Origin of the sequence: Nocardiopsis yanglingensis, from assembly GCF_045809185.1 — a bacterium.
GTDB classification, from domain to species: domain Bacteria; phylum Pseudomonadota; class Gammaproteobacteria; order Xanthomonadales; family Xanthomonadaceae; genus Stenotrophomonas; species Stenotrophomonas yanglingensis.
The window spans coordinates 99779-121669 of record NZ_JBJNRH010000012.1; the positions used below are offsets into that span (position 1 = coordinate 99779).

A 21891-nucleotide genomic window follows, 5' to 3' on the forward strand; every position below is an offset into this window, starting at 1 on the left:
GATCATTGATCTTCAAGCGAGAGCGTTGCCGGCCGTTCCAGCCAGCCGCCCGCGCCATCCGGCACCAGTTCGATCAGCTCCACGCGGTCTTCGAAGACCGCCGTGACCCGCCCGTCGCTCTGCCCGAGGTAACCGCCAGGGCGCACCCGGTAGGTCACCTTGTCCGGCCCCATCACCAGCGCCACGGTGGCCGCGCCGGTGCCGATGGTACCGACCATGTCCAGTGCATCCAGCGGGAAGCCTTCCAACGGCTCCTTGCGCCGGTTCGGATCCGGACGCAATCCGCCATTCCCCTGCTGCGGATTGGTCCAGGCATCGGTGAACGGATCGCGCATGCCCTGCGCGGAGTACTCGAAGGTCTCGAACTGCTGCATCACCGGCAGCGGCTCCAGCGGCTGTGCCGGTCGCGCGCGCTCACCCTCCACCCACTTTTCAAGATTCGGCGCATCGCCCGGCGTGCTGGTCACGCCGCGGCCACAGGCGGCCAACAGCAGCACGGCAGCTGCCATTCCACAACGTGCAAAGAAGGAACGGATCACTTCTTGTCCTCCTTGCCGGCTTCAGCCTTCTGCTGTTCCTGCACCTCGGTCTCGTCCAGGTAGCGATAGGTCTTGACCGTGCCGGACAGTTCCAGCGCGCCACTGCGGACGTTGCCGCTGGTCTTGTCCTTGGGCTTGAGGTTGATGTCGTGCATGGTCAGGATGACCACGCGCGGCAGCGACGCCACGCCACTGACGAAGGCACCGAACTGGTGGTAACTGCCCACCATCCGCAGCTTGATCGGCTTCTCGGCGTAGAACTCCTTGACCTGCTCCTGCTCGGGCTCGAACAGCTCGTTGGTCAGGCCGCTGGACAGCGCGGTCTGCGAGATGTCGATGATCAGGTCGGGCATTTCGGTCTTGCTGGGCAGCTGCCGCAGCATCTGCTGCAGCACCTGCTCCATCTGCGCCAGCTGCTGCTTCAGCGGCGCCAGGTTCACCGCACGCTCCTGCTGCTTGGTGAACTCCGAACGCAGCTCGGTTTCCTTCGATTCCAGGCCGGCCAGTTCCTCGCGCTTTCCGCTGATCAGCAGCATCCACGCGACGAACATGATCACCACCGCCAGCAGCGAGCAGAAGACGATCTTGGCCTTCTGCGGCCAGTTGCCGATGTCGTTGAAATCCAGGTTCTTCAGATCGATCTTCTGGCTCATGCGCGGTCCCCCTGCAGCGGGGCATTGAAGGCCTGCGGCGGCTGCGCCAGGCGGCTGCCCTCAGGCTTCGGCGCAGGCTTGGCGGCCGGGGCTGCCGGCTGGTTCGGTGTGGCCGGGGTGGCAGCGGGTGCGTTGACCGGAGCGGCGGTGGGTGCGGTCGGTGCAGCAGCGGGCTGGCCTGCGGCCGGGGCAGCGGGTGCCGCTGCATCCGGACCGGCTGCAAGCGGTGCCACTGCGGGCGGAGCCGGCGTTGCCACCGAACCATCCGCGTTGAGGCCTGGCGTACCCGCCACTTCTTCGCTCTGCGCCGGCAGCTTCACCTTGACCACGAACACGTAGGGCAGCGCCTTGATGTCCGCAACCGGGCCGGTCTTGCCGTCCTTGTCCTTCTCGGGGTCACGCGCTTCGATGATCGACAGTTCCGGGTTGGTCATCCAACCGGAGGTCTCCAGGTTGCGCATGTACGCCGAAACACGGGCGTTGGACTGGGTGCGGCCTTCCAGGGTCAGCACGTCGCCTTCCTGCTTCAGCGCAGTCAGCACCAGGCCATCGGGAATCGTGCGCACCAGCGCATCGAACAGGTGCACCATCTGCGAGCGCTTGGCCTGCAGTTCCTCGATCACCTTCTTGCGGGCCAGCAGGCGGTCCTTCTGCGCGTCGAGGCGGTCGATCTCCTTGTTCTGTTCCTTGACCTTCTCGATCTCGGCTTCCAGATAGGCGTTGCGGTCCATCTGGCCGCTCACCTGGCGGTCGTAATAGAACCAGATCAGCAGCGACAGCAGCAGGCCACCGATCGCGGCCATGCCCAGCATTGCGTAGAACTCGCGCTGGCGTTGCTTGCGCCGCTCGGCGCGCCAGGGCAATAGATTGATGCGTGCCATCAGTCGAAGCTCCTCAGCGCCAGACCGGTGGCGATCATCAGCGCGGGGGCATCCTGGGCCAGCGCATGCGCGTTCACCTTCGGGCCCAGGGTCATCTGCGCCAGCGGGTTGGCGACCACGGTCGGCACGCCCAGCTGTTCTTCAACCATTTCCGGCAGCCCGCCGAGCACGGCGCAGCCGCCGGCCAGCACGATGTGATCGACGCGGTTGAACTCACTGCCCGCATAGAAGAACTGCAGCAAACGGCTGATCTGCTGGACCGTGGCTTCCTTGAACGGCTCCAGCACTTCCATCTCGTAGCTTTCCGGCAGACCACCCTGGCGCTTGGCCAGGCCGGCCTCCTCGTAGCTGAGGCCGTAGCGGCGCATGATCTCGTCGGTCAGCTGCTTGCCACCGAACACCTGTTCGCGGCTGTACAGGCTGCGACCACCGCGCAGGACATTGAGGGTGGTCATGGTGGCGCCGATATCGACCAGCGCGACCACGCCCTCGATGGATACCGGCAGCTCGCTGGCGACCAGGGCATAGGCGTTTTCGACCGCGAAGGCCTCCACGTCCATCACCTTGGCCTGCAGGCCTCCCAGCTCCAGCGCCGACTGGCGCAGTTCCACGTTCTCCGAACGCGACGCGGCCAGCAGCACCTGGACCATCTCCGGGTTGTTCGGGATCGCCCCGATCACCTCGAAGTCCAGGTTCACTTCCTCGATCGGGTACGGAATGTAGTTGACCGCTTCCAGCTCGATCTGGGCTTCCATGTCGTTTTCGTCGAGCTCGGCCGGCATCGGGATCACCTTGGTGATCACCGCCGAACCGGCGACAGCGGCAGCGGCCAGCTTGGCCTTGCTCCCCGAGCGGTTCATCGCACGGCGGATGGCCTCACCCACGGCCTCCACTTCCACGATGTTCTTCTCCACCACCGCATTCGGCGGCAGAGGTTCCACAGCGTAATGTTCCACACGAAAACGGTTGCCACTGCGGGACAGCTGCAAAAGCTTTACCGCAGTCGAACTGATGTCGACGCCTACAAGCGGCGACTGACTTTTTGGGATGAGCCCCACGGTTTCTCCCCTGCCGACGGGCACTTGGGCGCAAGACCTGCGCCCGAGCATTAATAACGTATTCTTAGCAAATGGCAACGGCCCTGCTGTGAAGTCCCTCACGGATTCACCATGCAGCCCCTGACTGTTCCCTTTGCGCTCCCCGGCGACGACCCCAGCCGCCACCTTGCGTAATCTATACTCTGCGACCACGAAATTCGCAATCGGAATCTGAACCCGATGACTCGACTCCGCCGCTGGCTGCGCTGGATCTTCCTGATTGTCCTGGTCCTGGCGCTGATCGGCGCGGCCGCCGTGGGCGGTCTGTACTACGCCGTGTCTTCCAAGCTTCCCGACGTGCAGACCCTGCGCGACGTGGAAATGCAGGAACCCATGTACGTCTATGCCGCCGACGGCAAGCTGATGGCGGTGTTCGGCGAGACCCGCCGTACCCCCATCACCATGAAGGACGTGCCCGAGCGCCTGAAGCAGGCCTTCCTGGCCACCGAGGACGCCCGCTTCTACGAGCATGGCGGCGTGGACTACATGGGCATCGGCCGCGCGGTGTGGCTGCTGGCCACCACCAACGACAAGCGCGTGCCGGGTGGCTCCACCATCACCCAGCAGGTCGCCCGCCAGTTCTTCCTCAGTTCGGAGTACAGCTACACCCGCAAGCTGGCCGAGATCCTGCTGGCGCGGAAGATCGAGTCCGAGCTGAGCAAGGACGAGATCTTCGAGCTGTACCTGAACAAGAGTTTCTTCGGCAACCGCGCCTACGGCGTGGCCGCCGCCGCCGAGTTCTATTACGGCAAGAAGCTGAACGAGCTGGACCTGGACGAGATGGCCTCGCTGGCCGGCATCCCCAAGTTCCCGTCCTCGGGCAACCCGATCTCCAACCCGGAACGTGCCCGCCAGCGCCGCGACAACTATGTGCTGCAGCGCATGGCCGACCTGAAGTTCGTCAGCCAGGCCGAGGCCGACGCGGCCAAGGCCGTGCCGATGCACGCCACCGCGCATGAGCCGCCGGTGCAGGTCGATGCCCCGTACGTGGCCGAGCTGGTGCGCCAGGAAATGATCGCCCGCTTCGGCGGCGATGTGGTCAACAAGGGTTACCACGTCACCACCACCATCGACTCCACCCTGCAGACCGCCGCCAACCAGTCGGTGCGCGACGGCCTGCTGCTGTACGACCACCGCCACGGCTGGCACGGCGTTGAGAAGCAGGTAGCGGTGGGTGCCGGCGAAGACGCCGCCGCCCTGGCCGAGCACCTGCGCGGCATGTTCGGCCAGGCCGGCCTGCTGCCGGCCATCGTCGCCAGCACCGGCGCCGATGGCAGCGCCACCGTGGTGCTGGCCAACCGCAGTGAGATCGTGCTGCCGGCCGGCGCCGCCAAGTGGACCAACAAGACCCCGGGCAAGCTGGTGCAACGCGGTGACATCGTGCGCGTGCGCGCCGGTGCCAAGGAAGGTGAGTGGCTGCTGGATCAGATCCCGCGCGGCCAGTCCGCACTGGTCTCGCTGGATGCCCACAACGGCGCGTTGAAGGCGCTGGTCGGTGGCTTCAGCTTCTCCGGCAACAAGTTCAACCGCGCCACCCAGGCCCGTCGCCAGCCGGGTTCGAGCTTCAAGCCGTTCGTCTATGCGGCCGCGTTCGACAAGGGCTACAACCCGGCCTCGATCGTGCTCGACGCCCCGGTCGTGTTCCGCGACCGCCGCGGCAAGACCTGGGCCCCGCAGAACGACGGCGGCGGCTTCCGCGGCCCGATGCGCCTGCGCGAAGCGCTGGTGCAGTCGCGCAACCTGGTCTCGGTGCGCCTGCTGGATGGCATGGGCGTGGACTACGCGCGCAAGTACATCAGCGAGTTCGGCTTTGCCGAATCGGAACTGCCGCCCAACCTGTCGATGTCGCTGGGTACCGCCTCGCTGACCCCGCTGTCGGTGGCCCGTGGCTATGCGGTGTTCGCCAACGGCGGCTCGCGCGTGGACACCTGGCTGATCGACCAGGTGAACGACCGCGACGGCAACCTGGTGTTCAAGGAAAACCCGGCACTGGCCTGCCGCGACTGCGCCGGAAGCAGCGACCAGCCGGTCAACCAGGTGGTGGACGGCTTCAACTTCGGTGCCCCGGCCCCGAAGGTGGACCCGGCTGCTGCGGCCAAGGCCGAAGCCAAGACCGAAACCCCGGCCGCGCCGACCAACCCGGATGCCCGCACCGCCCCGCGCGCGATCGACGCCCGCACCGCCTACCAGCTGGTGTCGATGATGCGCGACGTGGTCCAGCGCGGTACCGGTGCCCAGGCCAAGGTGCTCGGCCGCGAGGACGTGGGCGGCAAGACCGGCTCTACCAACGACCACCGCGACGCCTGGTTCTCCGGCTTCGGCGGCCCGTACGTGACCACCGTGTGGGTGGGCCGCGACGACTTCCGCTCGCTGGGTTACCGCGAATACGGTGGCAAGGCCGCCCTGCCGATCTGGATCGACTACATGCGCACCGCGCTGAAGGACACCCCGATCGCGCAGAACGAACCGCCCAGCGGCATGGTCCAGGCCACCCTCAACGGCGCCACCGAGTGGGTGAAGGTGGAAGACATGGACCGCTTGACCGACTACGACCTGAACCTCAATACCCCGCAGGCCGACGCCGCCGCGTTCGATATCTTCTGAGGAAGGGTTTGGTGGGTGCCGCTCTGGTAGATGCCAACCTTGGTTGGCGCCCCGTGCCGACCAAGGTCGGCACCTACCAAAGCGTTGGTGGGTGCCAACCTTGGTTGGCACCGATGCTGCCCTGGTAGCCGCCAACCTCGGTTGGCGCCCCGTGCCGACCAAGGTCGGCATCTACCAGAGCGTTGGTGGGTGCCAACCTCGGTTGGCACCGATGCCGCCCCGGTAGTTGCCAACCTCGGTTGGCGCCCGGTGCCGACCAAGGTCGGCACCCACCAGAGCGGTTGCATCCGCCATACCCACGCAGATGTCACATCCGTGCGCTAGTCTGTAGCCAGGTCGCAACAGGGAGTCATCGCATGCATCGCGCCCGTCAGCATGCTGCCAGCCAGACCCGCGAGCGGCGCCACCGCCTCGCCCACGAAGCCGCCCGCCTGATGGCCGAAGGCGGCATCCGCGACTACCACCAGGCCAAGTTGAAGGCCGCCAGCCGGCTCGGCATCCACGACGATGCCTCCCTGCCCCGCAACACCGAGATCGAAGACGCCCTGCGCGAGTATCAGCGGCTGTTCTCCGGGCCCCAGCACGGCAACGAGCTGCAGCGCCGCCGCGAAGCCGCCATGCGCGCGCTGGAGTTCCTGCACGGCTTCGCCCCGCGCCTGGCTGGCCCCGTGCTGGACGGCACCGCCGACGCCAACAGCCCCGTGCAGCTGCACCTGCACAGTGACGACCCGGAAGCCGTGCACCGCTTCCTGGACGAACACGGCATCCCCGCCGAATCGCGGACGCGCCGCCTGCGCATGGACCGCGAGCGATGCCTCGACGTGCCCGTGTGGGTGTTCAGTGCCGAGGAGCTGACCTTTGACCTGGCCGTGCTGCCCTACGACGCCCTGCGCCAGGCACCGCTTTCGCCGGTGGATGAGAAGCCGATGCGGCGTGCGTCGGTGGCGCAGTTGCGGCAGGTGCTGGCCGAGGCGGAGATCACCGCGTACATCGGCGGGTGACGGTAGCGCCGGTCCTGGTGGGTGCGGACTGTTGGTCCGCACTGCATTTCAGACGTCCGGATACCTGACCGAAGAGCAGCCGAGCGTGGGCTCGGCTCTACAGGGAGCGTGGCATCCGCGGGCGCCACCCAGCATGGCAGTGCTCTACAGCTGCATGCCATTGCCGGTGGTCGGCTCCGGGCCAATCAACCACTCCGGCAACCACGGTGCGGGTGCGCGCTTTGGGTACTCCGCCATCATCCGCGCGTGCATGGTCTGCAGATCGTTCAACAGCCATACCTGGTGAAAGATGTCACTGAACGAATCCGACCAGCCGCTCTTCACCCGTTGGCGATCGACGCTCGTGAGACCGGGCACCAGATCACGCGGGCCATCCAGAATGGGCTGCAACGCCCTGTTGATGCCCGCGTTCTCCGTCGCGGCCTCACGCAACTGGCTGATGTGCGCCTGCACCCGTGTGCATTGATACGGCACGCAGCCCGCGGTCGCCTCGATGTAATCGGCGATATCCGCCAGCAGGTTGGCCTTCAGCCGCCATGCCACCTCGCCATCCAGCACCTGCCGCACCTGAATTGTTCTCCGCGTACTGGCGCGGATATCCTCTGCCGTGGTGAATGGCTGGCCCGGCGTGCTGCCACCGTGACGCACCAGAACAATGCGGTGGATCGCCTCGTTGGTGATGCCCTCCACCCGTAGCGCCGCTACCTGCGGATGCATGCGCGGAAGCGGCACATTGGTGAACCGCCAGTAGTACCAGAGCAACGCCACTACCCCCAGGAAGCACAGCACACTGGCCAGCATCCAGACGTCCAGATGGCGGGTGTAGTAGTAGTACCGCGCCCGCCAAACGTAGAACGTGCGGTAGCTGACGAATCGACTCACCCATCGGTACATTGCCATCTCCTCGGCAAGGCCCCCGGCGCGGCGGGGTTCATTACGCGCGTCACGCCGGGGCTCCATGGCTTACCAGCCGATGCCCACACCGACGCCCATGCTGCGCTCACCGCTGTTGGTGAACGCCCCATTGAGGCTGAAGGTGGCTGAGCCCTTCTCGTTGAGCACGCGCTGGTAACCCACCGCCATCGCCGACTCACCCTCGCTGTAACCCACGCCCGCACCAAGGCGGTTGTAGGTGGCCAGGCCGGCGGTGTTCATCGCCATCGCCGTCTGCGCACTACTCATCGCGGCCATGCGGTTGAAGCGCTTGTCCATCTTGTCCAGGCGGCGCTCGAAGTTGCTGATCGCCCCATCGGTGTACTCGTTGGCGCGGGCCAGCATCTTCTCCAGCTCGGCGGTGTCCACCTGCGGCTTCGGCGAGTCGTCCTTGTTGGCCTTCGGCTGTGGTGCGGGCTTGTCACCCTCGCCTACCGAAGCGACCTGCTGGGAGTCCTTGCCTTCCGGCATCACCGGAGTTTCCTCGGTCTGCGGCTTCGGCACCGAGGACGACGCCAGTGCGCGCGGTGCCGGGGCATCGTCGATGCGCTGCTCCAGCCCATCCATGCGGCCATTGAGCTGCTGCTGCATCGAATGCAGCTGGCCACCGTTGACCGCATCGCGACTGCCGGCCGCGATCAGGCCGTTGGCCACGTTGGAGATGACCATGCCGTTGGCGCCGGCGAGGGTGAGCTGGTTGGTTCCGTCGGCGCGGACCGAGGGGGTGTCCTGGAAGACGGAGCGGAGCTGGGTTTCGACCTTGTCCACGCGCGAGGTGTTGGTGACGACCGCACCATCCAGTGCTTCAAGTGCGCCATTCAAGGTGGACTGCGCGTGGCCCTGGACATTGAAGCGCGGGCCGACGATGTTGCCTTGGGCGTCCACCTCGCCGCCCAAGGCGGAAAGCGCACCGCGCAGCTGGCCGACGGTGGCGGCGTTGTGGTTGGCCGTGCCGTTGGCGATGTTTACGAGGCGGCGTCCAACACCCTCACTACCAAATGAGGCCGTACCACTCTCAGTAGCCACCGCACCAGCTCCCAATGCGAGGGACCCATCCGCACCCTTGAGGACAATTGCACTTTCACCAATGGCCATGCCGTTGCGCTCCCATACCTGAGCACCAGCGCCCACGGCGAAGCCACCCCTCGATTCTTCGGAGACCCAAGACCCACGTCCAAGAGCAACCGAATTCACTCCCAGCGCTGCGGCGTAGGACCCGATTGCAGTTCCACCGTCAATTCCTGCTCGCGCAGAATCACCAATCGCCACTCCGAGGAAGCCAGCGGACGCGTCTTCACTGAGCTCATCCGTATTGATCTTGAAGAAGCGGTTCTGGTATTCCATCCGAGATACCCGATCATTAACACCAAACAGCTGACGGCCGGTAACGACGTCGCGACTATCTGCCGAAATGGAGCCATCAGCCACACCAGTCAAACGCGCACCACCGTAGTCGATGACGCTCGCATCCAACCCACGCATTGCCTGCTGCCCCATCTCCCGCTCCTTGCGCATCGCCTCCAGATCATTCCGATTCTGCGAGATCTTCTGCTCTGCGGCGTAGAGCTGGTTGCCGGTTACGGCATCACGGCTTCCTGGGGCCACTCGGCCGTCGGCAAGATTGGTCAGCACCATGCCATTCACGCCATTCAGCGCAATCTGGCTCATGCCATCGGTACGCGCCGAAGGTGAATCCTGGAAGATCGAGCTGAGCTGACCTTCCACCTTGTCCGCACGAAGGCCGGCGGTGGTGACGGCGCCATCGAGCGCCGTCAGCGCATCCTCGACGGTGCTCTGCGTTCCGCCCTGCACCGTGTAGGTCGGGGCGATGATGTTGCCATTGGTATCCATGCCTGCGCCGCCGCCGAGGATGGCGAGGGAATCGTTGAGCTGGGCAACGGTCGTAGCGTCGTGGTCAGCCGTACCGCGCGCGACGTTTACGAGACGACGCTGAAGCAATCCGGCTCCGAATGAAACAACATTAACCTCGGCAGCAACAGAACCCGCACCAATAGCCGCACTGTTCGAAGCAGTCTTCTCGACGGCACTCCCTGCACCTATCGCCACACCGTTGCCCGCCTCAACGCTTGAAAACACACCGAGCGAAAATCCATTCTCTGCAGCAGCATCAACATAAGCAGCTCGGCCCAGTGATACCGAATTCTTCGCTAGAGCAGCCGCAAAACTACCAACTGCAACAGCCCCTTCCGATGTCATCGAGGCTTCGGCAGAGTCTCCAATAGCAACCGCTACCAAGCCTGCCTTGGCACCTTGGTCCGGCCCACCACTGCCGACCTGGAAGAACTTGGACTGTTCCGCAATCGATCCAATTCGATCAATAGCTTCCTGTGCTGAGCGTCTAGCTCCATTCGCAACTTCACTCACCGCATGCAACTGCTTTCCGTTGATCGCATCCGAGCTGTCTGCATTCAACGTACCATCCAAAACTCCAGTGATTGTCCGACTTCCACCTGCACTGTTACGCACGTCCAGTACTGTACCGCTGTTCTTCTCGCCCAAGCGCACATTGCCAGATGCAGATACCTGCGCCACCAACCCGCCCAGCGCCGCTGTCTCGGCCAGCGCCTTGGCTGCATCCCCCTTTGCGGCGACAGCTTCCGTGCCCGCAGACCTGGCAATGCCCTCCACCGTCGCCACCTTGTCATTGGTGGCATTGAGCTGCCTGCCGTTGACAGCATCATAGCTGCTGGCGCTGACCGCACCATCGGCCACGCCGGTCAGCTTCCGATTCGCATTCGCGCTGTTGCGCACATCCAGCACGGTGCCGCTGTTCTTCTCGCCAACACGAACGTTGCCGTTGACAGCGACTTGACCGACAAGACCACTCAGCACTCCGGTTTCAGCCAACGCCTTATCCGCACTGGCCTTCGCCGCGGTGGCTGCCGTCTGGGCCGCAGTCACGTTCGCGTTGGTTTCATGGAGCTGCTTGCCGGTCACGGCCTCGTTGCTGGTCGCACTGATGGCCCCGTCGGCAACCCCCATAACCTTGCGGTTCGCATTGGCGCTGTTGCGCACATCCAGCTGCGTGCCACTGTTCTTCTGGCCCAGACGAACACTGCCATTGGCAGCGGTCTGGTTGACCAGGCCACCCAGCACCACCGTCTCGGCCAGTGCCTTGCCCGATTCCACCTTTGCGGCATTGGCGGTGGTCGTCGCGCCGTCAGCTGCCGTCTGGGCCTTGGTCACGGCCTGGTTGGTGGCATGAAGCTGGTTACCGGTGATGGCATCCGTGCTGCCGGCCCCCACTACGCCATCGGCGATGTACTGGATCTTCCGCTTCCTGCTGGCGCTGCCAACCGATACCGAATTGGCCGAAGCGGTCACTGCACCTGCACCCAGCGCAACGGCATTCTCATGTGAAGCCTGAGCGCGGTCACCCAGCGCCACGGAACTGGTGTTCGTAGCCTTGGCCAGATTGCCCAGCGCGCTGGCGAACTGCGCCGTTGCCTCGCTGCCACGCCCCAGTGCCGTTGCCTGGCTGGCGCCTGCCTTGCTCAGATAGCCAACCGCCGTAGCGTGCTCAGCCTGGGCTTTGGCATCACCGCCTACGGCAATCGAGAAGTTGCCGCTTGCATTTGCACGGAAGCCGGTTGCAACCGCGCCGTTGGCGCTACGGGTTCCGGCACCGACCGAGACACCCGCGTTCTGGTTGGCCACCTTGTTCCCATCCGCATCCACGCCGGCGCGCGCGTCATCACCCAGCGCTACGCTGCGGCCGTTGTACGCTTTGGCATTGTTGCCGAGTGCGGTGCTGATGCCGAAGCTGCCGTTCTCTGCGGTTGCACCTCTACCCAGAGCCAAGGTCGTCGCATCGATGCGATTCGTGGCGGCCTGGGCAAGGGCACGTACCGCTGACACGCCCGCTTTCGCAGCATCTGCAGTCTTCTCGACGACACCCAGCTTGGTATTGGTGGCATGAAGCTGCTTGCCCGACACAGCATCAGCGCTTGTGGTGCTTAGCGTGGCGTCTGCCACGCCGGTGATCTTGCGGTTGGCGTTAGCGCTGTTGCGGACGTCCAGCACAGCACCACTGTTACTGCCGCCCAGGCGGACATTGCCAGATGCGGATGTTTGGCTCAGCAATCCACCCAGCGTGTTCGCCTTGCTCAGTGCATTGTCGGCATTTGTCTTCGCGGAGTCGGCCACAGAACGTGCGGCGGTGACATTGCCATTGGTGGCATTCAGCTGCTTGCCCGTCACCGCGTCCGAACTCAAGCTGTTGAGCCGCGCGTCTGCCACATTCACTACTCGGCGCTTGGTACTGCTGTTGCCAACAGAGACCGTGTTCGCCTCGTTGGCGACCGAGCGCACACCCAATGCCACAGATCCCGACATGGAAGCGCTTGCTTCATAGCCCATTGCCATTGCGTCGTAGGACGCAGTGGACTTGTTGCCTATAGCGATAGCTCCCGAATAGCCACTGGTACCGGCACGGGCGTCTCCCCCCAGCGCAATGCCACCAATGCCGCCCCCGGTAGCTACCCGCGAGCCGCTACCAATTGCAATCGCGTTGCCGCCGTCGGCTCGCGAACCATTGCCATAAGCCGTGGCGCCAAAGCCACCGCCGGCATATGCGCCGTCACCCACTGCGGTGGCGTACCAATGGTCAATCTTGGCATTCGTTCCAATCGCCACATTGAACTCGCCGGTTGAACGAATACCGTTACCGTAACCAACTGAGCGCTTCCCCGAGATGGTGGAGCGCGAACCGACGACGACCGTATCATCTCCGGTAGCTGTGGAGTCCCGGTAGGCGACGTCGTTTACGATCGCGAATTGATAGTGCGTCGACTGGGGAGTGATCGATGTCGCAGAGATTCCCGCATTCAGGCCATCGGGCATCATGAGGGGACCAGCAGAATAGTCTCGTGCTTGAACAGTTTTCGTCTGGTCTTCCCACGTCAACTCAGCCCTATCGCCAGAGTGCTCTTTGTCGGCATTCTCAACAGCCATAACGCTGGTGGAGAACAGCAGCAGTGCAACACCGGACCCTCCGGTGATCGAACGCCTCCTGCCACTTGCGCGTTTGGTCAACTCACTTCCTACCACCCAGCAACGCTTGGTGGCACTCCAGATACGACGATAGATGTGATTCATGTTCTTTCCTTAACAGGACAAGGGAAATGAAGCCCCGCGCGTGCGCGGGGCAATAGAAGGTCAGGCGCTCGGCGCCAGGGTCGTTACGTGATCGCGATAGCTGTCGTTCGACAGTCGGTACTGCAGCTGCAGGGTGCTGCCCGGCCGGAGTTGGAACGGCAAGGTCAGCGCAGCGTCTGGGTAGAGACTTCTGGACAGCTCAAGCGGCGTGCACACGCCACCGGCGCTGCACTCGGCAGCACCGGTGATTCCCACACGCAGCGTGCCGGTGTTGCGCAGGGTGTTGCCCTGCAGTTGCAGATCCACGCTGCCCTTGGCGGGCACTACGTTCACCAGCGCGCCCCAGACCAGACTGACGCCGACGTTGGCCTGCGCCGCCTGTTCATCGCCTTCCAGGACCGTGCCATCGGGACCTTTCACCCCCTCGAAGTAGATGCGGTAGGCCGCCTCCTTCTCGACGGTCCGCAGCGGGATCACCCGGATCAGGCGATTGCCACCACCGCTGAGTGCGAACTTGCCGGGCGTGATGGCAATCGCCGCATCGGCCGCTTCCACTTCGATCTCTTCCTCACCCACCTGCGCCGGGTTGTTGATGCGCAGCAGCCGCGCCTGCACGTACTGCGGCTGGGTGGATTGCGAGTACACGCGGATCTTCGTGCCGTGCTTGGCGTCCACCGCTGCACGCATCGGATGAATGGACAGATTGGCCTGTGCCGGCGGGACCAGCAGTGCGCTCAGCGGCAACAGGCAGAACAGCAGCTTCTTCATGATGAGCCTCCATGGGGATCAGGGTTTGGCGGTCGGCACGCGCAGCTCAACCGTCAGCTCGCCGTCGTAGAGACCGGGGCGTTTTCTGGCGATGGGCGTGGGCGGTGTTTTCAGCGTCAGTGGCGTGGGCACGCAGTACACGGGTTGGCTGATGCCCGGCAGCAGCACCATGCGCAGCTGTGCGCTGTCGATGCCGCGCAGCAGCTGTTCCTCGCCATGCTTCATCGCCAGCAGGTTGCCGCCGTAGTTCAGGCCGACCTGGTAGTCGAGGCGCTGGGTATCGTCGCTGCCGCCATCCTGATGCCAGACCGCGAAGTCCCGCCCTGGCGGCGGGCGCGGCCCGCTGTCGCGCACGGTGACGCCGAGGAATTCGCTCTGCGAACCCACGCCGTCGTAGAGGCACATGTCCACGTCCTTGCGCCCGGCGACGACCTTGCGGATGGGGTCGTAGCGCAGGTCCATGTTGACCAGAGGTGCAACGCCGTCGAAGCCGGGGAAGTAGATCGAGATGGCGTCGTAATCGGTGACGGTGAAATCGAAGTTGAATACGTAAGTTGCCAGATGCTGAGCTGGCGGCTTTCGAAGTTGGAGCTCAAGCGTTCCTCGCCAGGTTCCAGCGACGAGATTGGATAGCTCCTTCGTGTCAAGCAGTAGCCCTAACCCAGTTCCACCCGCAATGTCCGAGCCACATCTGCCAGATTCTGAAGATTCCAGCCGATAGAGCAGCACTCGCCAGAAATCCGTGCTACATCGCTGAGTGGTATCCGCGCGATAGATCGCGCCAGCGATCGTGAGATCTCTTGTCATGCCACCGCGCTGCTCCTGAAACCGAAGAGGAATTGGAGTTCCATTCGCTTCTAGAGACGCGATGTCTTCCGTCTCACAACGACCGGTTGAAGAATCCGAGCGAGAGGTGCAGGTCAGGTAGAGCTTCCCATAATGCTTGTCAGGATCGGGGTCGTAGGCAATCAGTGCTTTGGGCGGCATGATCTCGATATCCCCCGGCATCACCGAGCGATCCCACGCCATCTTGATATCGTGCGCAATCACACCACTGGGCGGATCCGTATCGGGTGGGCGCTGTGCCCACGCCCTCGGCGCCAGCACCACCAGCGCACACACCAGCATCAACACCAACAACACACGCCGGTTCATGGCGTTCCTCCTGCAGCAGCGGTCTGGGGCGTGGCGGCAATCAAGGCGCGTTCCTGCAGCAGGCGGGTCACACGGGCCTGCTGGCGGATCTCCGCCGGCAGCTGGGCCACGGCCAGCGGCTCGCAGTGCACGGCGCCGACCAGCAGCACCACCTGGCGGCGCTCGCGCACCTGCAGTGGGCAGTGCAGCAGGCGGTCGTCCTGCAGCAGGTACAGCGTTGTCTCGCGACGCGGGAAATCGGCGACGAAGCCGCCGTTGGCGCTGGTGCCGGGCACCGGCGCGTTGAGGATGCGGGCGCCACCCAGCGGCGCTCCGGCAAGATCCTTGGCGTTGCCGATGAAGGTGTAGGTCACCTCGATCGGCACTGGCATGCGCATCAGCCGCCCGGGGCTGAGGAACATCGGCCGTGCACCGCCCACGCCGGTCACGCGGATGGCGGCGATGCTGTCCAGCGTGCTGGCATCCTGTACTTCGGCGCGGTGCGACTGGTACGACGACAACGGCAGCAAGCGGCGCTCGCCAATCTGCAGGCGTTGACGGCGCAGGCCGCCCACCTGCAGTTCGGCCGCCACGCCACGCAGGTCAACGTCGTCGGTGTCGGCCACCTGTACGGCCAAGCCGGCGTCTGCACCGTTGCTGCCGCTCCAGTAGAAGCCGCGCTTGCCCAGTGCGAAGCCGGAGCTGTGCATGCCGCTGTAGGCGGTCTCGCTGCGACCGCGCTGCTGGTAGTGCGCCAGCGTGGCGCCACTCTGGCCGAGGCTGTTCTGCAGCTGGCCACTGAGCGTGGCGCTGTAGCGGTCGCTGTTGTTGGCGCGCAGTTCGGCCGACAGCTCGCGGTACTGTGCATCGACTTCCTGGCGCAGGCTGTGGCCGATGCTGTAGTTGATGTCCGGGCGCTGGTGCTGCGGCTGGCGCACGTCCACGCTGTAGCGGCGCTGGCCGCTGCCGGCGGTGCCGCGCAGCAGGCGGGTCAGGCTCAGGTTGAAGTAGATGCCGCGGTCGCGTTGGTCACTGCCGCGCAGGCTGTCGCTGGCGCGCTGCTGCCACACACCCACGCGGGTGGAGACGCTGAAATCCTGCCAGCGATGGCTGCGGCTGAAGCTGGCCTGCCAGGTGCGGCTGAGCTGCGGCTCGCGTCGCGGTTGCCACGGCGGTGGCGGTGGCAGCAGCGGGTCCAGCCCGGCCAGCGGATCGCCCTCTGCACCGGGGAGCTCGCGCCCGGCGCGCCAGGTCTGCCGCCGCGTGTAGCCCACATAGGCACTGCCACCAGCCAGCGGCAGCGCCATCGAAGCGCTGAGCGAGTTGGTGCAGCCCAGCTGGTCGCGGGCGTCGGCCTCGAACTGGCAGGCCTTGCCGCGCATGCGCTGCTGGTAGATGTTCCAGGACGCAGTGCGGCGGTACGAGAGCTGGTGCTGCTGGCCGGTGCTGCCATCATTGCCGCGCATGCCGCCGAAGCTGGCGCGCAGTTCCTGGGTGGCGTACAGGCGGCGCAGGTCCACGCGCAGCTCGCCATAGCGGAAGCCGCCGAGGTCGGCGGCGCCGGCCACCATCGCCACGTCGCGGCCCAGCGGCACGCGCATGCCGGCCACCGCCACGCGTTCGCCATCGAAGCGGTCACTGCGGCGCTCGTTGCGCCTGCCGCCCTGCACGAACCACTGCCACTGGCTGTTGGTCCAGTCGCCGCCCTTGTCGAACGGCGCGTCTTCGCTGCGCACCAGCACGCCGTCTTCGTAGATGCGCAGGGTGATGGTGTAGTTGCCGAACGGGAAGTTGCGGGTGTCGATCTGGTTGATGCCGGCCTGCAGGTAGGAGGTCTGCAGCAGCCGCGTGCCGTCGTAGGCATCCACGCGTGCGTCGCGTGCCAGCAGCACGGTCAGCGGCGTGGCCTGCACGGCGGCATCGGCATCCACGTAGGCCTGGGTGGTGCCCACGCGCAGGCCCTGCAGGCGGTCCAGCGGCAGCATGCTGAAGCTGAAAGTGCCGCCCTGCGGGCTGGACAGGTTGCGGCGGTCCATGCGCCCGGCCTGCAGGTAGTGCGCCTGCCCCAGGTCGTGGCGGTAGTAGACGTTGTCGAACTGGAATTCACTGTCACTGCCGCGGCTGCGGTAGCGCTGCTGGTTGAAGTTCCATTCGGCGGAGACATGCCCGCGATCGAACAGGCCCAGCACACCGGTGCCACGCGCGGACAGCGTCTGGTAGTCGCGGCTGCCACTCACATTGATCACCTGCTGGTGCAGGAAGGCGTTCTCGGCGTTGGCACTGACGGTGTGGAAGCGCTCGGCAGCCGGCTTGCCCGGAATCCACTGGCGGGCAACGAACAGGCGCACCGCGCCCTCGCCCTCGTCGTACAGCGCGCGCACGGCGGCGGGGTCCTCCGGTGGATCGAGATAGCCGCAGCCGGCAGTGGCGCCGCCGAAACGGCAGGCCAGATGGCTGTTGCGCAGCATGGGCTGCGACAACGCGGGCAGCAGCGCGGCCTGCGCCTCGGCCGGGAGGTCGAGCGCCTGCAGCACGCTTGCTGGATCTTCCAGCTGTACGTGTTCCAAGGTCACGCGCACCGGCGACAGCCCGGCCGAGCGGCCGAACAGCTGGATGTCGAGTTGTTCGGTCTGGCCTTCGACCAGATCTTCGAAGCCGGGCGGGACGCCGCGCGCCGCCGCCAGCGGCGTTGCCAGCGCCAGGGCGAGCGCGACCGCCAGCCGGGTGATGGCGGGGGCGTGTGGGGTCATCGGGGGTACCGCTGGAGAAGCGGCCGGCCCGAGTCAGGGGCCGGCGCAGGAACCGCGTTGAATCAGGGCTTCTGGTTCAGCACGATGTTGACGACGCCTGCGTAGCGACCCTGGGTGGTCAGCGGTGCCGGAGCGGTCTGCGCGATGACCAGTGGCATCGAGATCGAAGCGCCCGGGGTCGAGCCGGCACCGGTGAACAGATCGGCCGCAGCGTACTCAATCGGGGTCAGGCCCAGATCGCGGCCGTTGAGGCTGACCTTCATCGGCACGGTGACCGTTCCGTCACCGTTGGCCAGCACGAATGCACCACCAATCTTGGCTTCGATATCGGCGGTGTCATCGTTGGAGTGGATGCGCACGTGCTGGGTGTCCGGAATCAGGCCACGCAGCGGATCGTGGGTCAGGGTGACGGCGTCCGGCAATGCGCTGCCGTCATCACGCAGCAGGGCCAGGGTCGGGTCGACGTCGGCATAGACGGTGATCTTGGTTTCCACGGCGTGCGCGGACAGCGAAGCCGTGACCAGCGCTGCAGCGAGCGCGGCCTTCTTGAGAATGGCGTGCATGGGTTGTCTCTCTCGGACAAGGGGGAATGAGAAAGCCCCCCTCCCCAAAGGAGAAAGGGAGGGAGGCGCCGCCCGCAGAGGTGGTTGCGGGCGACGGAGAGAATGTTAGGAACCCATTGTCCTGCAGGCCATGCAAGCATTCCTAAAACGTTGAACGTTAAGAAGGATTCTTGAAGGCGCTCAATGTTTGAGGGTTATGCAATTTCCCTCATTCGGTAAATGCAAAGAATCTCATTGCTTCACCTTTGTAGAGTCGAGTCATGCTCGACTGCTGTTCGCGTGGCGCGCGCGAGTCGCCTGAAAGTCGACGCTACCTCTTGGGCAATGACAACAAAAAGGACTCCATGGCTGCAACCAGTGCCAAGGGTGTCTCATTCATCGGGTAGTGCCCTGCATTGTCCAGAACCTGCAGCGTGGCCTGCCGGTAGCGGCGCAGATAGGTGCGCTCCATCAGTGATCGGTTGAAAGTGGGATCATTCCCACCCACCACCACCTTCAACCGGTGCTCGCCGACGATCTCGTCGCTGAAATCCGTATCTGCCCACGCGGCTAGATAGGCAGCAAACGCGTCGGGCGCGGAGTGCTCCATTGAATAGCGGGCCTTCCAATCCAGCCAGGCTGCAGGCAGCCTGCCGCCAGTACTGCGGTCGATGATGGTCCTTCGGCTGGCCACGCTGCCGGCAGCGCTCTCCAGAAGTCCTCGCGTGGATGCGTCATAGGCGATGCCGCCACAGGGAACGGGCGCGATGGCCAGCATGGACCGCACCCGCCGGGGCGCGAGCACGGCAATGCGCTCGATCGCCATGCCTCCCATGGAATGCCCCGCTACACTGAATGTCGCCAGTTGAAGTGCATCGGCGAGCGAGAGTGCGTCACGGGCGATTTCGTCGATGCTGTACTGCCCCGCCACATCGCGCATGCCGCCGTAGCCACGGCAGTCCATGAAGATGTAGCTGAAGTGGTCGCGTGACAGCCACGGCTCGATCGGTTCGAACGCGCGTGCATCGCCGAACCAACCGTGCAGAACCAGGACGGAGTGAGGCCCCTGCCCCACGCGATGAAAAGTGTTGGCCATGAAGAATTGCCGCAGTCAGAAAGAGTATTGATGCTAGGCAATGCAGGCCCGGCCCACCGTCGATGACGGGGCAACCACTATAGAATCCGGGCCATGCGCAATTCACTGCTCGATCCCTATGAAGACCTGCCGCGCGATGTCGTGGTCACCTCGAACGATTACGCAGCATCGTCCACCTTTCCCCGCCATGCCCATCGACGTGGGCAGTTCGCGTTCGCCGCGCGCGGCACCATCAGCGTGACGACACCGCAGGGGCGCTGGCTGGTGCCGCCACAGCGCGCCTGCTGGGTTCCCGCCGGGCTGGCCCACGAGATGACGATGCGCGGGCCGGTGACGATGCTCAACGCCTTCCTTTCCATCGAGGCCGCTGCTGCGGTGACGATGCCGGCGCAGTGCCACGTGTATGCCGTTTCGCCGTTGCTGCGGCAGCTGCTGGAAGGCGCAGTGGACCTGCCCGCGCTGTACGACGAGGACGGGCGTGCGGGCAAGCTGATGCAGTTGCTGGTCGCGGAGATCGCGTCGATGCCGATGCTTTCCCTGCATGCGCCGTTGCCTGCCGATGCACGCCTGGCGCGCGTCTGCCGGGCGCTGTTCGATGCGCCCTCGCTCGCCATCGGGCTTGATGAGGTGGCTGCGGATGCAGGCATGAGCCGGCGCACGTTCACGCGGACGTTCCGCGCGGATACCGGAGTGAGTTTCGCCGAGTGGCGGCAGCAGGTGTGCCTGCTGGCAGCCATCGAACGGCTGGGCCAGGGGCAGGCGGTGACACGCGTGGCCCTGGACCTGGGGTATGCGAGCCCCAGCGCGTTTTCTGCCGCGTTCCGGCGCGAACTGGGGTGTTCGCCGAGCCAGTACTCCGAGGTGTAGTGCCGGATGGATGTCTGGTTGCCGCATTTTGCATTTGTCGCAATGCGCGCGCGCCTCAGCCTGCAGGCACCACGGTGACGCGATCAACATCGATGTCGGTCGGCTTGAACCGATGCGTATCGACCTTGCCATGCAGTTCCACCACGGTGTCCGCACCAATGGCCTGCGGCGGCAGGTCGTCGTCATCGATCTCCACTTCGATCTGGCCACTGGCGTCGCGGAACTGGTAACGCTCGTGGCCAAGCTTGGCGACCAGGGTGCCACGCAGCACCACCGGGTGGTCATCGCGCTGGGCGCGCGCATCGGCCACGGTGCTGGCAGCGGTTCCTGCGCCTGGGCCGGTGTACTGCGCGAACCCCTGCGGGCTCAACAGGGTGAGCGGCGTGGCGATGAGGGCAATGGCAAGCAGTCGGTTCATGGTGGTCTCCATGGCTGAGTAAGTGTCCTCAGGTTCTATCGCCCCGGATGTAATGCCTATGCAATAGATCCGAAAAGATGTGAAAGCGACACTCAGTGTCAGAATTCGTTCAGATCCTGAAGCAAGGTTTTGTAGAGTCGAGCACGGCTCGACTCTACAAATACCCATCCACGCATGCGTGGACCTCGCATTGGCGCGCGATCAGAAGAAGATCGCGTACAGGATCAGCAGCGGAATCGGTACGCCCAACAACCAGAGCAGAATCATTTTCATGGCAGGTCTCCTTGCATGGAACGGGGGTTACAGGTCGCGACGGCGGCCGCCCCAGGTGGCGCTGAGGCTGGCGAAGAACGCGCCGATCAGCAGCGTGATGAACAGCCACAGCGCGGCATACGCTGCTGCCTTGCGGGCGTCGTCGGCGGCCTGCTTGGCGGCGTTCTTGGCCTTCTCCAGCGCAGCACGCATGCGCGTCTGCACATCGGTCACGCGCGCCTGCGCTTCGGCCTGACTCATGCCGGTCTCGCGCGCGATCAGCTGGGACAGGTACTGGGTGTCGGCCGGATCCAGGCCATCTCCCTGCAGACTGTTGACGATGATGCGGTTCACCTCGGCACGCACTTCGCGACGATCACCCATCGGGCCATTGCCGGGCATCGGGCGCGGCGGAGGGGCCATGCGCGCGTCGCGCGGGCCGACGCTTGCGGCCGGCGGCGGCGGTGCCGCATTCGGATCCATCGGCGCACCCGGCGGAGGCGGCGCTGCAGGATCAGACGGCCCTGCGCTGGTGGCGCTGCGGAACAGCGAGTCCACCCAGTAGTTGAGGTCGCCTTCCGGCGCAGCCGCGGCGGCGCTACCGGCACCCGCGGCGGCAACGCCTGCCGTGGAGGCAGCGGCGCCTGCAGTGGCGCCGGCCACTTTCGCGCCCGTGCCGAGCACGCCGCCGATGGCCGAGGTGAGCAGACCGGCGGTGAGCAGCGTGGCCACCGCCCACGACACGAAGCCATGTGCGGTATCGCGGAAGTAGGTTTCGTCGCCGTGGATCTGCGTCCACTTGGTACGCAGGCGTCCTGCCAGATAGCCACCCAGACCCGAAGCCGCCAGCGCGGTGAAGGTGAGCCAGATGATGCTGGACCAACCGAAAGTTTCCTTGCTGACGCCTTCGAACAACCACGGCGACACCGAGGACAGCCCCAGGCCCACGCCGAGAATCAGCAGGATGAGGGAGAGTGCAGCGGCAGCGGCGGCGCCGGCGAAGATCGCGCCCCAGGACACGGCGCTTTCGCCTGGAGGGGCGGCGACGATGGGGGCGGTGACGACAGTGGCGACGTCAGGGCCGAGCGGGCCGCGCTCGGGCGGGTCGAATCGGGTACTCATGGGACGGACGCTCCGGATCAGATGCTGCGGATGCAGCTGGCGTCCTGAGGCTGCGCGAGCGCTTGTGAAGCTGGCGAGACCCTTGAATCACGCGGTCTTGGCGCGGTGAAGAGCGT

Annotated in this window: 16 protein-coding genes; 3 read left to right on the plus strand and 13 right to left on the minus strand. The window is 65.1% G+C overall.

The window, feature by feature from the left end; genetic code table 11:
• Positions 1–2 precede the first annotated feature (2 nt).
• Genes ACJ7C5_RS15865 through ACJ7C5_RS15880 form a run of 4 tightly spaced genes read right to left on the minus strand, consistent with a single transcriptional unit; the run spans position 3 to position 3182 of the window.
• Entirely contained in the window at positions 3–509 is a 507-nt protein-coding gene (locus ACJ7C5_RS15865; protein ID WP_088026977.1) for a pilus assembly protein PilP, read from the minus strand.
• Between the two features lie 26 nt (positions 510–535).
• Positions 536–1192, minus strand: a complete 657-nt coding sequence (locus ACJ7C5_RS15870) for a type IV pilus inner membrane component PilO (RefSeq protein ID WP_049444605.1) — start codon at positions 1190–1192, stop codon at positions 536–538.
• Entirely contained in the window at positions 1189–2073 is an 885-nt protein-coding gene (locus ACJ7C5_RS15875) for a PilN domain-containing protein (protein WP_285318371.1), read from the minus strand. The genes ACJ7C5_RS15870 and ACJ7C5_RS15875 overlap by 4 nt, the downstream gene beginning before the upstream one ends.
• Positions 2073–3182 (minus strand): pilus assembly protein PilM, encoded by a 1110-nt coding sequence (locus ACJ7C5_RS15880; RefSeq protein WP_254919641.1) that lies wholly within the window; start codon positions 3180–3182, stop codon positions 2073–2075. The genes ACJ7C5_RS15875 and ACJ7C5_RS15880 overlap by 1 nt, the downstream gene beginning before the upstream one ends.
• Positions 3183–3350: 168 nt before the next feature.
• Here ACJ7C5_RS15880 and ACJ7C5_RS15885 point away from each other — a divergent pair, with 168 nt between their 5' ends.
• Entirely contained in the window at positions 3351–5774 is a 2424-nt protein-coding gene (locus ACJ7C5_RS15885; RefSeq protein ID WP_412704427.1) for a penicillin-binding protein 1A, read from the plus strand.
• Positions 5775–6130: 356 nt separating this feature from the next.
• Entirely contained in the window at positions 6131–6775 is a 645-nt protein-coding gene (locus ACJ7C5_RS15890; protein ID WP_012511978.1) for a hypothetical protein, read from the plus strand.
• A 144-nt stretch (positions 6776–6919) separates the two neighbouring features.
• Here the strand turns inward: ACJ7C5_RS15890 and ACJ7C5_RS15895 are convergent, their stop codons facing one another.
• The 7 genes from ACJ7C5_RS15895 to ACJ7C5_RS15925 all read right to left on the minus strand — a co-directional run bounded on the left by ACJ7C5_RS15895 (position 6920) and on the right by ACJ7C5_RS15925 (position 19116).
• Positions 6920–7669, minus strand: coding sequence for a hypothetical protein (locus tag ACJ7C5_RS15895; protein ID WP_412704428.1), 750 nt, complete (start codon positions 7667–7669; stop codon positions 6920–6922).
• A 69-nt stretch (positions 7670–7738) separates the two neighbouring features.
• Entirely contained in the window at positions 7739–12826 is a 5088-nt protein-coding gene (locus ACJ7C5_RS15900; RefSeq protein WP_412704429.1) for an ESPR-type extended signal peptide-containing protein, read from the minus strand.
• A 60-nt stretch (positions 12827–12886) separates the two neighbouring features.
• The gene (locus tag ACJ7C5_RS15905) at positions 12887–13594 is read right to left on the minus strand and encodes a hypothetical protein (RefSeq protein WP_412704430.1); all 708 of its coding nucleotides are present in this window, start codon (positions 13592–13594) and stop codon (positions 12887–12889) included.
• Positions 13595–13612: 18 nt separating this feature from the next.
• Positions 13613–14749 (minus strand): CblD like pilus biogenesis initiator family protein, encoded by a 1137-nt coding sequence (locus ACJ7C5_RS15910; RefSeq protein WP_412704431.1) that lies wholly within the window; start codon positions 14747–14749, stop codon positions 13613–13615.
• The gene (locus ACJ7C5_RS15915) at positions 14746–17478 is read right to left on the minus strand and encodes a TcfC E-set like domain-containing protein (protein ID WP_412704432.1); all 2733 of its coding nucleotides are present in this window, start codon (positions 17476–17478) and stop codon (positions 14746–14748) included. Before ACJ7C5_RS15915 ends, ACJ7C5_RS15910 begins: the two co-directional genes overlap by 4 nt.
• 62 nt (positions 17479–17540) lie before the next feature.
• Positions 17541–18041: a CS1 type fimbrial major subunit gene (locus ACJ7C5_RS15920; protein ID WP_412704433.1), complete on the minus strand. Its 501-nt coding sequence runs from the start codon at positions 18039–18041 to the stop codon at positions 17541–17543.
• Positions 18042–18351: 310 nt separating this feature from the next.
• A complete protein-coding gene (locus ACJ7C5_RS15925; protein ID WP_412704434.1) occupies positions 18352–19116 on the minus strand; it encodes an alpha/beta fold hydrolase in 765 nt (254 codons plus the stop codon).
• A 93-nt stretch (positions 19117–19209) separates the two neighbouring features.
• Between ACJ7C5_RS15925 and ACJ7C5_RS15930 the strand changes: the two genes are divergently transcribed.
• The gene (locus tag ACJ7C5_RS15930; RefSeq protein WP_412704435.1) at positions 19210–19983 is read left to right on the plus strand and encodes an AraC family transcriptional regulator; all 774 of its coding nucleotides are present in this window, start codon (positions 19210–19212) and stop codon (positions 19981–19983) included.
• A gap of 55 nt (positions 19984–20038) precedes the next feature.
• Here ACJ7C5_RS15930 and ACJ7C5_RS15935 read toward each other — a convergent pair whose 3' ends face one another.
• The gene (locus ACJ7C5_RS15935; protein ID WP_088026985.1) at positions 20039–20401 is read right to left on the minus strand and encodes a NirD/YgiW/YdeI family stress tolerance protein; all 363 of its coding nucleotides are present in this window, start codon (positions 20399–20401) and stop codon (positions 20039–20041) included.
• 300 nt (positions 20402–20701) lie between these two features.
• Positions 20702–21775 carry a hypothetical protein gene (locus ACJ7C5_RS15940; RefSeq protein ID WP_412704436.1) on the minus strand — a complete coding sequence of 358 codons (1074 nt, stop codon included), beginning with the start codon at positions 21773–21775 and terminating at the stop codon, positions 20702–20704.
• Positions 21776–21891 lie beyond the last annotated feature (116 nt).